Source organism: Psychrobacter sp. AOP7-B1-24 (genome assembly GCF_052376215.1).
GTDB lineage: Bacteria > Pseudomonadota > Gammaproteobacteria > Pseudomonadales > Moraxellaceae > Psychrobacter.
Genome location: NZ_JBQSVL010000035.1, coordinates 1 through 13,501 on the forward strand (window position 1 = coordinate 1; position 13,501 = coordinate 13,501).

Consider the following 13,501-nt stretch of genomic DNA (forward strand, 5'->3'; position numbering starts at 1 on the left):
TTAATTTAAAAGCCTGTATCAAACATCAAACAAGCGCTCATCAACTTGTTGACGAAATTTTTGTCCTGTTTTAAAAGTAACCACACGGCGGGCTGACACCGCAACTGGCTCCCCTGTTTTGGGGTTACGACCTGGACGGCTGTTTTTGTCTTTAAGCTCGAAATTGCCAAAGCCTGAAAGCTTGACCTCTTTGCCATCAATCAAACTCTCTGACAGCTCATCAAAAAAGTTCTCTACCAGACAGCGACTCTCTTGGCGTGTTAGGTTAAGGTTACTCATCAAATGCTCAATCATGTCAGATTTGGTTAAAGTGCTCACAGTACGACTCCTATGCTATGTCGTGATGTCGAATATCATGGTTTAGCGGTATGAGGGTTAAGGGTAGCTATTATAAAGGGTTTTGGGCCTCTTTTTAACAAAAAGAGTATTAAAGTCCTTTATTAATAACCACTTAACTTTTTTATGGCTTTTTTACAAATAGCAATACCCCATAGCCTCATGAATAATAAGGCTACAGAGCGTTTATATCGGTATAAAAAATTAGCTATCGCGTAGCTGTGCTGAGTGTTGTTCTATTAGCGCTTGTACAACTTTATCAGTCGTGGCTTTCACGTCATCATCAGATAATGTTTGTGTACTATCTTGCCATACCAGTGCAAAAGCTAATGAACGTTGGCCTGCTGGTACTTTGTCGCCTTGATATACATCAAACAACCAAAGATCACTGAGCAAATTACCTGCGGCAGCTCGAATCGTCGTTTCTAATGTCTGTAAACTGATATTACTATCTACTAAGACGGCAATATCACGGCGCACTTGTGGGAATTTACTAGGCGTGGTGATAGCATGTTGCTCTCGATCAAGCGTCAGCAAAGGTGCTAATGATAACTGAGCAACCCAAGTACTAGGTAGATCTAGCTGCTTCGCCGTACTAGGATGCAACTGTCCCAACCAACCAACATAAATATCATCAATATATAATTTAGCGCTCTGCCCTGGATGTAAGAAGTTTAGTCCACTGCGCTCATAACGAATACGCGCACTATCAATTTGGGCGGGCAATAATTGCTCAATATCATGCTTGAGGTCATAAAAGTCTAGCGCACGGTTTTGATAAGCTTGTTCATCCCACACATCACCAACTGCGACCAAAGCAATACTTGGCGTTTGTACCAAATCACTAACACTGTGCCCTACGAAACTTAAACCCGTTTCAAAAAAACGCACACGTGGTTGCTGACGGTTTAAGTTGTATTGCACACAAGGCAATAAACTAGACAGTAAGGTACGACGCATCACTGCCAAGTCACTAGAAATAGGATTTGCCAGTGCCAACACTTCGCCCAGTGCTTCATCATCAATCAAGGCTTCTAGTTTTGCATCGCTAAAACTAAAGCTAATCGCTTCCATATAGCCATTATCAACCAATGACAGCTTCATTTGATGGGTCAAATCTGCCGTATCATCGTAATCCATACTTACTTGCAGGTGTGGCAATACGCTTGGAATATTATCATAGCCATAGATACGAGCAATTTCTTCGATGAGATCCTCGCGGATACTCATATCAAAGCGGTAAGATGGCGGCTTACAAGTTAGCATGTCTGCTTGCTGCTCAACCTCGAACCCTAACTGAGTCAAAATACGAACCATCTCGGCTGGCTCAATCTCAATACCGATGACCTCACGAACTTTAGTGATTGGTAAGGTAATTGGCGCACGCACTGGTAAATGCTCGCTACTCTCAGCTTTGACTATAGGACCCGCTTGACCACCCGTGATGCTGATAATCAAATCACACGCACGTGCCAATGCTAGCGCTGGTAACTCAAAATCCACCCCACGCTCAAAACGTTGCGACGCATCAGTATGTAAACCAAAGCGGCGTGCACGCGCAGCAATAGCAAGCTGACCAAAAAAAGCACTTTCCACAATAATATTGGTCGTACTATCCGTAACGCTACTACGTTGGCCACCCATAATACCAGCAAGTGCTAGTGCACCTTTATCATCAGCAATGACTAACTCATCACCTGTTAAAGTAACGGTTTGTTCATTGAGTAAAGTAATGGTCTCCGCAGGCTCTGCCAGACGCACAACGATATCGCCGACGATGGTATCAGCATCAAATGCATGTAACGGTTGACCAAGCTCCATCAGTACATAGTTAGTCACATCGACCAAAAAGTTATGTGAACGTAGCCCTGATTGAACAAGCGCATCTTGCATCCACTTTGGTGTCTCAACGCTACGATCGATATTGCTAATCGATTGTAATAAATAGCGAGGACATGCTTCAACAGCATTTACAGTAACGGCAGGTGTTGCGCCATTTTCAGTAATGGTGATGTTGTCGGCGATGGTTGGCATTTGTATTGGTAGGTCGTTAATGACTGATATTTCACGAGCGATACCACGTACGCTAAAGCAATCTCCACGGTTCGGGGTGATTGAAATATCCAGTATTTGATTGTCTAAACCCAAATACTCACGGATATCCATACCGATTGGTGCATCAGTTGGTAATTCAAGCAAACCATCAATGTTATCAGTTAAATCAATTTCTGAAGCACCGCAGAGCATGCCATTAGAGGCAACACCACGTAGTTTGCTTTTTTTAATTTTAAAGCCTTTTTTGTCATCACTTGGCAAAACTGCACCAACGGTGGCAACTGGAGCTTTCATACCGACGCAGACATTGGGTGCACCGCAGACGATTTGTAGCGGATCCGCTTCACCAATATTGACCTGCGTGACTCGCAGTTTGTCAGCGTCTGGATGCTGTTCGACGCTGACAACTTCTCCGATGACTACGCCACTAAAGGCACGAGCTACCGCATAACGGTCATCAATCTCAAGCCCTGCCATCGTTAATTGTTCGGCCAACTGTTCGCTGGTATTCGTAGGGTTCACCCATTGACGTAGCCACTGTTCGCTAATTTTCATAAATATCTCGAATCAAAATTTTAGAATTAAAGGTAGACGTATTAGTATCAAGAACGAAAATCTAGCCAAACTGCTTTAAAAATCGTACGTCATTTTGGAAGAACAAACGCAAGTCATCGATACCGTAATACAGCATCGCAAAGCGCTCAATACCCATACCAAAAGCAAAGCCAGTGTATTTGTCGCTATCGATACCGCAGTTGGTCAGTACTTGTGGGTGCACCATGCCGCAGCCCATCACTTCCAGCCATTTACCATTGTCATCTAAGATATCCACCTCAGCAGAAGGCTCTGTGAATGGAAAAAATGATGGACGGAAACGTACAGTCAGCTCTTTGGCAAAAAACGCTTCCAAAAACTCACTAATCAAACCTTTTAACTCAGCAAACGTGCTCGACTCTGTGACCATCAATCCCTCTAGCTGATGAAACATCGGCGAGTGAGTTTGATCTGAGTCATTACGATAAACGCGTCCAGGACAAATAATACGAATGGGTGGTTCATTCTTTTTCATCGTACGAATTTGCACTGGGCTGGTATGTGTGCGCAATAAGTAATGCGCATCAAAATAGAATGTGTCATGCATCGCGCGCGCTGGGTGATGCGATGGAATATTGAGTGCTTCAAAGTTATAGTAATCGCTCTCGACTTCAGGACCAGTCGCTACATTGAACCCTGCTTGCACAAAATACTGCTGCATACGCTGCGTAATCATCGTAACCGGATGCAAGTGACCTTTTTGACCACCGCGAGCAGGCAATGTAATATCAATACTTTCTGCTTCGAGTTTAGCGTTTAATGCCGCGACTTCTAGCTGCTGTTGCTGGTCAGTTAAGACTTGTTGAATACGGCTACGTACTTGATGCAACCAGCCACCATAGGTTTTTTTGTCATCAGCACTGAGCTTGCCCATCTGCTTTGACCAGCCAGTTAGTGAGCTCTTTTTGCCTGTTAATTGCACACGCAAATCTTGCAAGGCGCGTGCATCAGTGACTTGTAAAACCAATGCTTCAGCGGCACTGGCAAACTCTGTTAGCTGAGACTCTGTCAACTCATTAAGCTCTGAGGATAAGGTCGGTAGCGCCGACAAATCGTTGATAGCAGCAGGGGTAGTCATAAGACGCATTATTCCTGATTTAAACGGACTATTAATTGTAGGGGTTTGACCAAATATTACAAACCATTTGCCCTATCATTTTAAACCAAAGGCTAGCAGTATGAATGGCTTGAATATTTAGACGATAAGAAATGCTATATCAAAAAATTAAAGGGCGGCTTATCTCTGATAAAACCAGCTTTAAAATAAATTAATATAAAAAAAGCCACCGACTAGCGGTAGCTTTTATTAATATCATACTATTAATTAATATTAGTCCTATCCATTTAAATACTTATTTGATAAACAATGTATCTAAAGGACGGTTAATATTTAGGCCAATTCCGCTTTTGCTTTTTCGACCAATGCTGTGAAAGTCGCTGCATCATGCATAGCGATGTCAGCAAGTACACGACGATCGATGGCGATGTTTGCTTTTTTCATACCATTGATAAAGCGGCTATAGCTTAAGCCGTTTAAGCGTGCACCAGCATTGATACGTGCAATCCAAAGACGACGGAAAGTACGTTTTTTGTTGCGACGGTCACGATAAGCATATTGACCAGCTTTGGTCACTGCTTGTACCGCTACACGGTAAACACGTGAACGGGCACCGTAGTAGCCTTTTGCGCGTTTTAGGATTTTTTTGTGACGACGATTCGCCTGTACACCACGTTTTACACGGGCCATAAATTACTCCAAGAATTCTTAATCATTGTTAAACGATCAACAATGTTACTCATTGATAAACATCGTTGTCAGATTGCAAGCCAAATATTTTTAATTAAAGAAATGCTTCTTTGTTAAAAACACATGACGATAGGCTATTAGATGTATGGGCACATACGACGAACTGCTGCTTCGTCAGACTTGTCCACCATCTTCAGACCGCGCAACTGGCGAATACGCTTAGCTGATTTCTTGGTCAAGATATGGCTTTTGAATGCTTGCTTACGCTTGAATCCGTTTGCTGTTTTTTTGAAGCGTTTAGCGGCACCGCTTCTGGTTTTCATCTTAACTTTCATGATGACTTGCCTCTTTGTCTTTAATAGAACCTGGTCGTCAAATAGTTAATATAGCGTAGTAGTATAAAAAACAACCACTAAACTGCTATTTGCCTTGAGGTGGGAGGCCGTATTTTAGCAGACAATGCACTGTTTTGCCAAGTAAAGTTTCAGACTTGTAGTAGTCAACCATCACCATAAATAAAGAGTATAATCAAATCCATAGCGCTTTTCATAGCAACGAGAACAAAGTAAGAGATTTTCGTTTGAATGAATAAAATGACAACCTAAACCGTACTTTGGTAGGAATCAGGCTTTGATACAATCTAAGGACTCGTCATACAAGACTATTTATCACAAATATCACCTTTATATCATAAGCTCATCATCATGATACTACCGACTTATACGATAAAAAGCAGAAGCGATTAACTGCCATCAATCTAGGAGATAACGTGTCCAAAAAAGAGTTGCACTTTGATAACGATATATTTGTCTTTGAAACAGTGATGCGTGTACGGCATACTGAAATTGATACAGGCAAGCATCTCACGCTGGAGTCATTGACAGCATTGTTGAATGAGGCTCGATTGCGATTTTTGTATTCAAGAGGGATTAAAGAGGTCAACGCTGACTATCAAGGCTTAATTATTGATGAGTTACAGTTGAGTGTTAATAAACTTGCACGATTTCGTGAAGAGCTTTTGTTTGAGATAGGCATTGAACCCTTGTATGATAACGGTGGTTATATAGTGATAAAGGTCACAAGGATGCAAACTGGTGATACGGTTGCTACCGCACGATTACACTTTATTGGTTACGACTTCCAACTCAATAAGACCGCTACACTTAATAACATTATAAAAGAAGCGCTGTACCCACACTTATTTAAGATTTGATATTAGACCTATTGAACATATCCTATTTTTTTAACATGCTGTCTTTGCTCAAATAGCCATTCACTCAAGACCTAAAAAGTGAATGGTTATAAACCATTGACCATTTCTTACTCAATACTCATAAGACGACAGATATATTATGACTTTACCTGCTTGGCTGACTGCCGTAACTTTTAATACTGATGGTTTAATTCCTGCGATTGCCCAAGATCATAAGTCTGGGCGTATTTTGATGATGGCTTGGATGAATGCAGAGGCGCTGCAACTAACTGCACAAACCAAAACAGCCGTTTATTTTTCACGTTCACGCAATAAGTTGTGGCATAAAGGTGAAACCTCAGGACATACTCAAACCGTACATGAAATTCGCTTGGACTGTGATGCAGATGTGATCGTACTTAGCGTAACACAAGCCGGTGGTATCGCCTGCCATACTGGCCGTGAATCTTGTTTTTATCAGCGTTTAGATTTATCTGGGCAAACACCTGAGTGGCAAACCGTTGATAAAGTATTGAAAGATCCTTCGGATATCTATAACACAGAGGTAAATGCTACTCATCTAAATAATGATGCTAGTGTAAGTAGTATTATGACCAAAGATGATACGACTAGTAGTGATAGCCAACCGGATAATGCCTCCATTTTGCAGCAGCTTGATCAGGTATTGGTTGAGCGCAAGCAAGCCGATGCTGATAGCTCCTATGTGGCAAGCCTATATGCTAAAGGTTTGAATAAAATTTTAGAAAAAGTTGGTGAAGAAAGTACAGAAAGCATTATCGCTGCCAAAGACTTTGCGAGCTGTGATGCAGAGGCAGACAAAGCTCAATACGATGATGCTCGTCACGAACTCATCTATGAAGTGGCGGATGTCTGGTTCCATACACTCGTTGGACTGGCGTGGTTCGACATAGAGTCAGATGCCGTGTTAAACGAGCTTGGACGTCGCTTTGGCTTATCAGGCATCGATGAAAAAGCGTCACGATAACTGGTGATATTGCAAAACCAGTCTAGTAAAAGCAACTTGTGAAATCGTAAAATAACCAGCTACTCTGTTTGATTATTTTGCCATTTCACCCTTTTGTCACAAGTGCAGGTTATAATATAGCTCTTTTAACGTCGCGCTATATGTCGATACTTTTTGGTTAATATATCACGGTAGTATAAACACAAAGTATTCATATACAAACTGAAAACCAAGACATAAGGATACCTTTATGGGCAGTTTTTCTATTACGCATTGGCTGATACTATTGGTTGTGGTGGTAGTTGTATTTGGCACATCTAAACTTAGAAATGCGGGCAAAGATTTGGGCGGTGCGGTCAAAGGCTTTAAAGAAGCGGTCAAAGATGAAAATACAGAGCATGCTAAAAAGCACGCTGTGCTCGATCACGATGACAACACGCGTACCACAGATCGCTCAGCTACTGACAACGCCAATAGTAGCGATATCAATGCAGCCCCTACAGACGATAAGCACAACGTATAATGTCTATAGTACCTAGCCGACCTGTAGTTCCTAGATAGTGACACTCAACCATTATGTTTGATATTGGGTTTTCTGAATTACTCATCTTTGGCATTATTGCCTTGATTGTTCTGGGTCCAGAAAAACTGCCTCAGGCAGCGCGGACGGCTGGGCAGTGGTATGCCAAGATTCGCCGTACGGTATCTACCCTACAGTCTGAGATAGAGGCTGAGCTAGACTTGGCTGAAACACGGCAGCAAATGCAAAAAGAGCTTGCCAAAATTCGCCAGACTGAAGCGGACATGCGACGTGAGATGGCAGAAATGCGTGGCAATATGAAAGAGTTTGCATCCTCACAAAACCAAACGCTGAGAGCGACCCATGATATCGTCGATGGTCATAAAAACACTAAAAACAGCGAAATCAATAGTAGCGTAGGCAGTCATCAAGCACCTGCTTCAAAAGAGTTCGACGACGCCTATAGCAATACTGACAATTCAAATGATTTGCAGCAAGCCTCGGCAGTAGACAATCACAGTAGCAGCAATACAAATAACGTGCCCGCTGAATCTAATGACAGTCCACACATTATCACCCAAGTCCTTACGACTAGACCATGGGAGAATATGTGGTTTCGTCTTAGTGCTTATGACAAAGCCCGCCGTCTACCTGAGCCGCCTTACTTACCGAACTATCAAGCAGATAAATTATTAAACAGTCATTTAATTGATTCCTTCGATAGTCCTTTGCAAAAACAAGCTTCTGCAAATATACAGGAGGCTGACTGATGGGATTGTTTAAACACACAAAAAGCCGCCAAGAAAAACTCACTGGTTCAGATAAAGAAACCACTACTGATTCAATGGATAAACACGAATCTACAGATGCGTTAAGTACTATGGCTGACATGCCCATCACCGAGCATCTGATTGAGTTACGCAGGCACTTAATCAAAATATGTGTGGCGGTATTGATTATATTTTTAGCGTTAGTCGGGTTTTCACGCGAGCTATATAACTTATTATCAGACCCATTAGTCGCACAATTACCTGCCAATTCGACCATGATTGCCACAGACATTACGTCTAACTTTATGGCACCGATACGTCTAACTATCTTTGTCGCTGCATTTTTTGCTATGCCTTATATCCTGTATCAAATTTGGTCATTTGTAGCACCAGGTTTGTATAAAAAAGAAAAGAAAATTGCGATTCCAGTACTACTCTCCTCTATATTCTTATTTTATTCTGGCGTAGCATTTGCGTACTTCATCGTTCTCAAAGGGGTTCTAAAATTCTTTATTATGTTTGCCCCACAGAATGTCTTACCAATGACAGATATCGACAGTTATCTCAGTTTTGCGCTCAAATTATTTATGGTGTTCGGACTGACTTTTGAAATTCCGGTCGTGACCTTACTATTGATATTGGTTGGTGTCGTCTCCATCCAGAGTTTAGAAGACAAACGTCGTTATATTATTGTGGGATGTTTTGCCGTTGCCGCCGTTGTCACACCGCCCGATGGTGTATCGATGCTGATGCTAGCGATTCCGATGTGGTTGTTGTTTGAGCTTGGTTTGTTTTTAGCCAAGGTATTAATCAAAGAAGAGCCCAATGCAGCTTTATCTGCGAATACGGCCTCAAGCAAAACTTAAACTGACCAGTTAATTCAAAACAAGCCAATCTTATAATCTGTTAATATAATCTTCTAAATCTTACATTAACTTCCGATGACCCTATATGATGGTTATCACTTATTAGCCATTGTCTATGCAGTGGCTTTTTTTACCTCCGTCATTTTTGACCCTGTTTTATTTTTTAGGTAGCTTTTTATGTCCGCATCTATGCCAGCTTATATGAGCGATCCCACTGATGAGCAACTGAACGCGCTCAATATGGCGATGGATCACAAGTCATTTAAAGTAGTCGCTTATGCGGGCGCCGGCAAGACCACAACACTCAAACTAATTGGTGAGCGATTGCGTGGACGCGGCTTATATTTAGCCTTTAACAAAGCCATTGCCAATGATGCTCGCTCAAAATTTCCACCGCACGTAGAGTGCCGCACTTTTCATTCGCTTGCCTATCGTCATGTCGCTCGTGATATCACGGCCAAACTATCCTTGCCGCGCTTTTCCCCTAAACGCCTTGGCGATGATTTAGGCTTACAACCGGTACAAGTACGTCGGCAAATGGATGGGGTCAATAAATACATTACGCTGACACCAGCACGATTATCTCGCTTCGTCAGCGATGCTGTGAGCAATTTCTGTAGTACGCATGCCAGTTACCCTGCCCCTAGACATATATTGTTTCCAAGTTGGCTCGATGATTCTGATGCAGAACAATTACGTGAGCTGCTCTACCCTGCCGTTGAACAACGCTGGCTACAGTCGATTGATGCTCGTCATCCTGCTGGCATCGGACATGATATTTACCTCAAACTATGGGCGTTGTCTAAGCCAAGCATTCCTGCGGATTTTATCTTATTTGATGAAGCACAAGATGCTGATCCATTAATGATGGGAATTCTAACTCAGCAGCCAAAACAAGTAATCTACGTAGGCGATGCCCATCAACAAATTTACGAGTGGCGTGGTGCGGTCAATGCTATGAAAAAGCTGCCACTGCCCCAAACATTACTAACGCAGTCTTTTCGCTTTGGCGAGCCAATAGCCGAAGTCGCCAATACCTTGCTAAAAGCACTGCAAGAAGACGTACCGCTCAAAGGCAACCCTAATAAACAGTCTTCTACTGACAAAGGTATGATACATAGTAAAAAAGACGCCATTCTCTGTCGTACCAATGCTGCTGCAATGGCTCAGTTATTGACAGGACTCAAGCTCGGTCATAGAGTGGCGCTGCAAGCCGATACCGATCGTATGCTCAAGTTCTGTCAGGCTGCCGAAAATTTGAAGAATGGAAAATCTGCTTATGGTGTGCCTGAACTGGCATACTTTTATAATTGGGGTGATGTACAAGAATACTCTGAAACCAACGAAGGCAGTGATCTAAAAACCCTCGTAAAATTAGTCGATGACCATGGCACCAATGTATTGAGCCAAGCGGTCAATAGTCTGACCAGTATCGAAAATGCAGATTATGTCATCTCAACTGCTCACAAGGCCAAAGGGCTTGAATGGGGAAAAGTACAACTGGATGATGACTTTTACTATGACGTCACCACCAATGCGGTCAAGATAAGCCCAGAAGAGCTGCGTTTACTATATGTCGCTTGTACGCGTGCGCAAAGCAATTTGGACATTCATCATATTAAAGATTTGATATCAGGATTGCAGACGGGTAAGAAGGTTATCTTTGGTAATACCTAGCAATTTTATAATGTGACAATTTAAAGCCCCCACCTACCTTTATATATCATAATTTTTTAGCAGTGAACCACAAGCAATGAACCATAATGATCCGCTTCAAATCCGTCAAAATACGATCTCTCAGTTATTTGCCAATCCCGTCCGCCTCCTTGCGCCAATGGAAGGTCTAACCGATCCATTAATGCGGCAAATCCTCACACAGATTGCAGCAGATTTAGATCGTCCTTATGATTGGTCGGTGAGTGAGTTTATTCGGGTCACTCAGCATGTCTTGCCAGCACACGTGTTCTATAAATACGTGCCAGAATTGCATCATGACTCCAAAACCGCCTGTGGCACACCGATTCATTTGCAACTTTTGGGTAGCGAAGCACAACTGATGGCAGAAAACGCTGCTTACGCCTGCGAGCTTGGTGCGCCTGCTATTGATATTAATTTTGGTTGCCCTGCCAAGACGGTAAACAGTCATCGTGGTGGTTCGGTATTGCTTGATGAACCCGAAACCATGTATCAGATTATCAGCGCGGTGCGTCAATCCGTACCTGCTCAAGTTCCAGTCTCGGCTAAGATACGTCTAGGCTATACCGATACCAGTCGTATGGATGATATTCGAGGTGCTATTAACGACAGTGGCGCTGATTGGCTAACCATTCACGCACGAACCAAAACCCAAGGCTATAAGCCACCAGCCTACTGGGACAAAATTCAAAGTTTTAACGCGCTCGATATTCCAGTGATTGCCAATGGGGAAATTTGGAATGTAGAGCACGCACAGAATTGTATGACTCAAGCAGGCACACCCCATTTGATGTTAGGTCGCGGCGCGGTTACCCGCCCAGACTTGGTTGCTCGTGTGGATTGCGGTTCAGATGATGCCATGCTAAGCGCGGCAATATTATCGTGGAAAACACTGGTCACGCATCAGATTAAATTTTTGGAAGGTCATGCTAAAACTGAAGTGATCTTGGTTGGTCGTTATAAGCAGTGGTTAGCGATGCTCACCAAAGGCTATGGCGAAGCAAAAGTGTTATGGGACAGTATCAAACGAGAAAAAAGTAAAGCAGCTATTATTAGTGCACTGCTAGCCAGTGTACGATAGTAGCTGCCTTTATAGTTATTCCACTATTATAATAATGCCAGTATTATAGTCATGCCACGATAAAAGTATTACGGCGTCAACCTCGCTCAAAGTACTAAATACTCACTCGAATCGCCAAATAAAACAGCATCAAACTGCACGCCATCGATAATACCCAGAGTATCGAGCGAAACGTTGCCAAATTAGCAATATAAGCCACGCAAAAACCAATTCGAATCAGCACATACAACCAAGCCAATACATTGACAATCGATTGTGGAACAAAAAATAGCATCGCTACCAATACTGCTGCCAAAAATATAGGCAAAGTCTCATAGCTGTTTTGCTGCGCGGCATTGGCTCGTGCTGCCATACCGGTACTGTGTTGCAAAAAATCGCGAGGATGTGCGTTATTTCTGATTTTAAAGCCACCAGACGCTTTTGCCACTATTGACATCAGCCATGGTAGTAAGCTTGCTGCTACCATCGCCCAAATAGCAGATGCTGCGGTGTTAGAAACCAACTCCAAAAGTGCGTTCATTAGTATACTCGCCTCTACCCTGCAACCACTTCAAAATCATGGGTGACATTCACCCCACCTTGTACTAACATTCTACTGGCCGAGCAGTACTTTTCTGCTGATAAGCTGATGGCTTTTTCAACTTGTTTATCTTTGATATTTTGACCTGTCACCACAAAATGCATGTGAATATCAGTATATACCGCTGGTACAGTTTCGGCACGCTGTGCGGTTAATTCACAGCACACGTCTGTTACTTCTTGACGAGATTTTTTTAAGATCTCTACCACATCATAACTGGCGCAACCACCAAGTCCTAAGAGTATCAACTCCATAGGACTAGCGCCTTTTTCTTTATCTGCATCAATCTGAACATTATGTCCTGACGGTGAGACACCCATAAATGCTTTGTTCTCTTGCCACGTAACGCTTGCTTTTGACTCTGACATTTTTCATTTTCCTTATTCTAATAAATAGATTGTAATTGGCAGCCTTAAATTAGGAGGTTATCTGCTTCTTATTCTAAGTAGCCTATATCGCTTGATACAGCACATTGCTAGTGTAGCATAAGCCAAAGCAGGATTTGATAACGGCTTTGGCTTTGGTTCTTATGATAATAATATGCTCTACCCCATATAGATCGCATTCGCCATTCGAGCTATTTAGGCTGCTAAATATTATAGCTTCACCTTAGCTTTTGATAACTTATTCTAAATCAGAGTTTTTATTCATATAACTAGGGCGTGTTGAACAGTCAAATGTGGCGCTGGCAGCGACTATTTTTCAGGCAATATGCAGTGAAATTTTTGATGCCTAGTCATTCTAGGTGAAACAATTTCGCCATATATTGGCAAAAAAGAGTACTGCCCCAAAGGGCTGATGCTAAAATCACCCCAAACGTCGTTACAAACCTAGTTAAGGTCTCGACATTATCGTCAGCTTGCGCCTAGTTTAGTGCAATTTTAGCGATCAGCAGCCCTAATATTTGACTGTTCAACACGCCCTAATAGTCATGTATCCTACTTTTCAATTTCTTTCAAGTTACCTCTTATCCAACTAGCCATAAAAACTTACAAAAGTCTAATTATAAACCATTGATTTTGAACAACTAAACTCGTGAAACATTTTATAGCAAAATACTGTTACACATTCTGTCGGTTT

14 protein-coding genes are annotated in these 13,501 nt (G+C 42.3%); 7 read left to right on the forward strand and 7 right to left on the reverse strand.

Annotated elements, in window-relative coordinates; genetic code table 11:
* Positions 1-18: 18 nt before the first annotated feature.
* From ACT3QP_RS08595 to rpmI, 5 genes are all read right to left on the reverse strand, one after another.
* Positions 19-318 (reverse strand): integration host factor subunit alpha, encoded by a 300-nt coding sequence (locus tag ACT3QP_RS08595; RefSeq protein ID WP_444525184.1) that lies wholly within the window; start codon positions 316-318, stop codon positions 19-21.
* A 222-nt stretch (positions 319-540) separates the two neighbouring features.
* Positions 541-2,946 (reverse strand): phenylalanine--tRNA ligase subunit beta, encoded by a 2,406-nt coding sequence (pheT, locus tag ACT3QP_RS08600; protein ID WP_444525185.1) that lies wholly within the window; start codon positions 2,944-2,946, stop codon positions 541-543.
* A 61-nt stretch (positions 2,947-3,007) separates the two neighbouring features.
* Entirely contained in the window at positions 3,008-4,063 is a 1,056-nt protein-coding gene (gene pheS, locus ACT3QP_RS08605; RefSeq protein ID WP_444525186.1) for a phenylalanine--tRNA ligase subunit alpha, read from the reverse strand.
* A gap of 312 nt (positions 4,064-4,375) precedes the next feature.
* Positions 4,376-4,732: a 50S ribosomal protein L20 gene (gene rplT / locus ACT3QP_RS08610; protein WP_011281252.1), complete on the reverse strand. Its 357-nt coding sequence runs from the start codon at positions 4,730-4,732 to the stop codon at positions 4,376-4,378.
* A 137-nt stretch (positions 4,733-4,869) separates the two neighbouring features.
* Positions 4,870-5,067, reverse strand: coding sequence for a 50S ribosomal protein L35 (rpmI, locus tag ACT3QP_RS08615; protein ID WP_011281253.1), 198 nt, complete (start codon positions 5,065-5,067; stop codon positions 4,870-4,872).
* 434 nt (positions 5,068-5,501) lie between these two features.
* Here rpmI and ACT3QP_RS08620 point away from each other — a divergent pair, with 434 nt between their 5' ends.
* The 7 genes from ACT3QP_RS08620 (at position 5,502) to ACT3QP_RS08650 (ending at position 11,841) form a co-directional block, all read left to right on the forward strand.
* A complete protein-coding gene (locus ACT3QP_RS08620; protein ID WP_444525187.1) occupies positions 5,502-5,945 on the forward strand; it encodes a thioesterase family protein in 444 nt (147 codons plus the stop codon).
* A 139-nt stretch (positions 5,946-6,084) separates the two neighbouring features.
* On the forward strand, positions 6,085-6,930 hold the full coding sequence (hisIE, locus tag ACT3QP_RS08625; protein WP_444525188.1) for a bifunctional phosphoribosyl-AMP cyclohydrolase/phosphoribosyl-ATP diphosphatase HisIE: 846 nt from the start codon (positions 6,085-6,087) through the stop codon (positions 6,928-6,930).
* A gap of 229 nt (positions 6,931-7,159) precedes the next feature.
* A complete protein-coding gene (tatA, locus tag ACT3QP_RS08630) occupies positions 7,160-7,432 on the forward strand; it encodes a Sec-independent protein translocase subunit TatA (protein WP_192520223.1) in 273 nt (90 codons plus the stop codon).
* Between the two features lie 53 nt (positions 7,433-7,485).
* A complete protein-coding gene (gene tatB, locus ACT3QP_RS08635; protein WP_444525189.1) occupies positions 7,486-8,199 on the forward strand; it encodes a Sec-independent protein translocase protein TatB in 714 nt (237 codons plus the stop codon).
* A complete protein-coding gene (tatC, locus tag ACT3QP_RS08640) occupies positions 8,199-9,065 on the forward strand; it encodes a twin-arginine translocase subunit TatC (protein ID WP_192520221.1) in 867 nt (288 codons plus the stop codon). Before tatB ends, tatC begins: the two co-directional genes overlap by 1 nt.
* 177 nt (positions 9,066-9,242) lie before the next feature.
* Positions 9,243-10,742: a UvrD-helicase domain-containing protein gene (locus tag ACT3QP_RS08645; RefSeq protein WP_444525190.1), complete on the forward strand. Its 1,500-nt coding sequence runs from the start codon at positions 9,243-9,245 to the stop codon at positions 10,740-10,742.
* A 76-nt stretch (positions 10,743-10,818) separates the two neighbouring features.
* Complete coding sequence (locus tag ACT3QP_RS08650) at positions 10,819-11,841, forward strand: tRNA dihydrouridine synthase (protein WP_444525191.1); 1,023 nt, start codon at positions 10,819-10,821, stop codon at positions 11,839-11,841.
* Positions 11,842-11,935: 94 nt separating this feature from the next.
* Here the strand turns inward: ACT3QP_RS08650 and ACT3QP_RS08655 are convergent, their stop codons facing one another.
* Both ACT3QP_RS08655 and ACT3QP_RS08660 read right to left on the reverse strand, forming a co-directional pair.
* Entirely contained in the window at positions 11,936-12,361 is a 426-nt protein-coding gene (locus ACT3QP_RS08655) for an MAPEG family protein (RefSeq protein ID WP_444525192.1), read from the reverse strand.
* 14 nt (positions 12,362-12,375) lie between these two features.
* Positions 12,376-12,789: an OsmC family protein gene (locus ACT3QP_RS08660; protein WP_444525193.1), complete on the reverse strand. Its 414-nt coding sequence runs from the start codon at positions 12,787-12,789 to the stop codon at positions 12,376-12,378.
* Between the last annotated feature and the right edge of the window lie 712 nt (positions 12,790-13,501).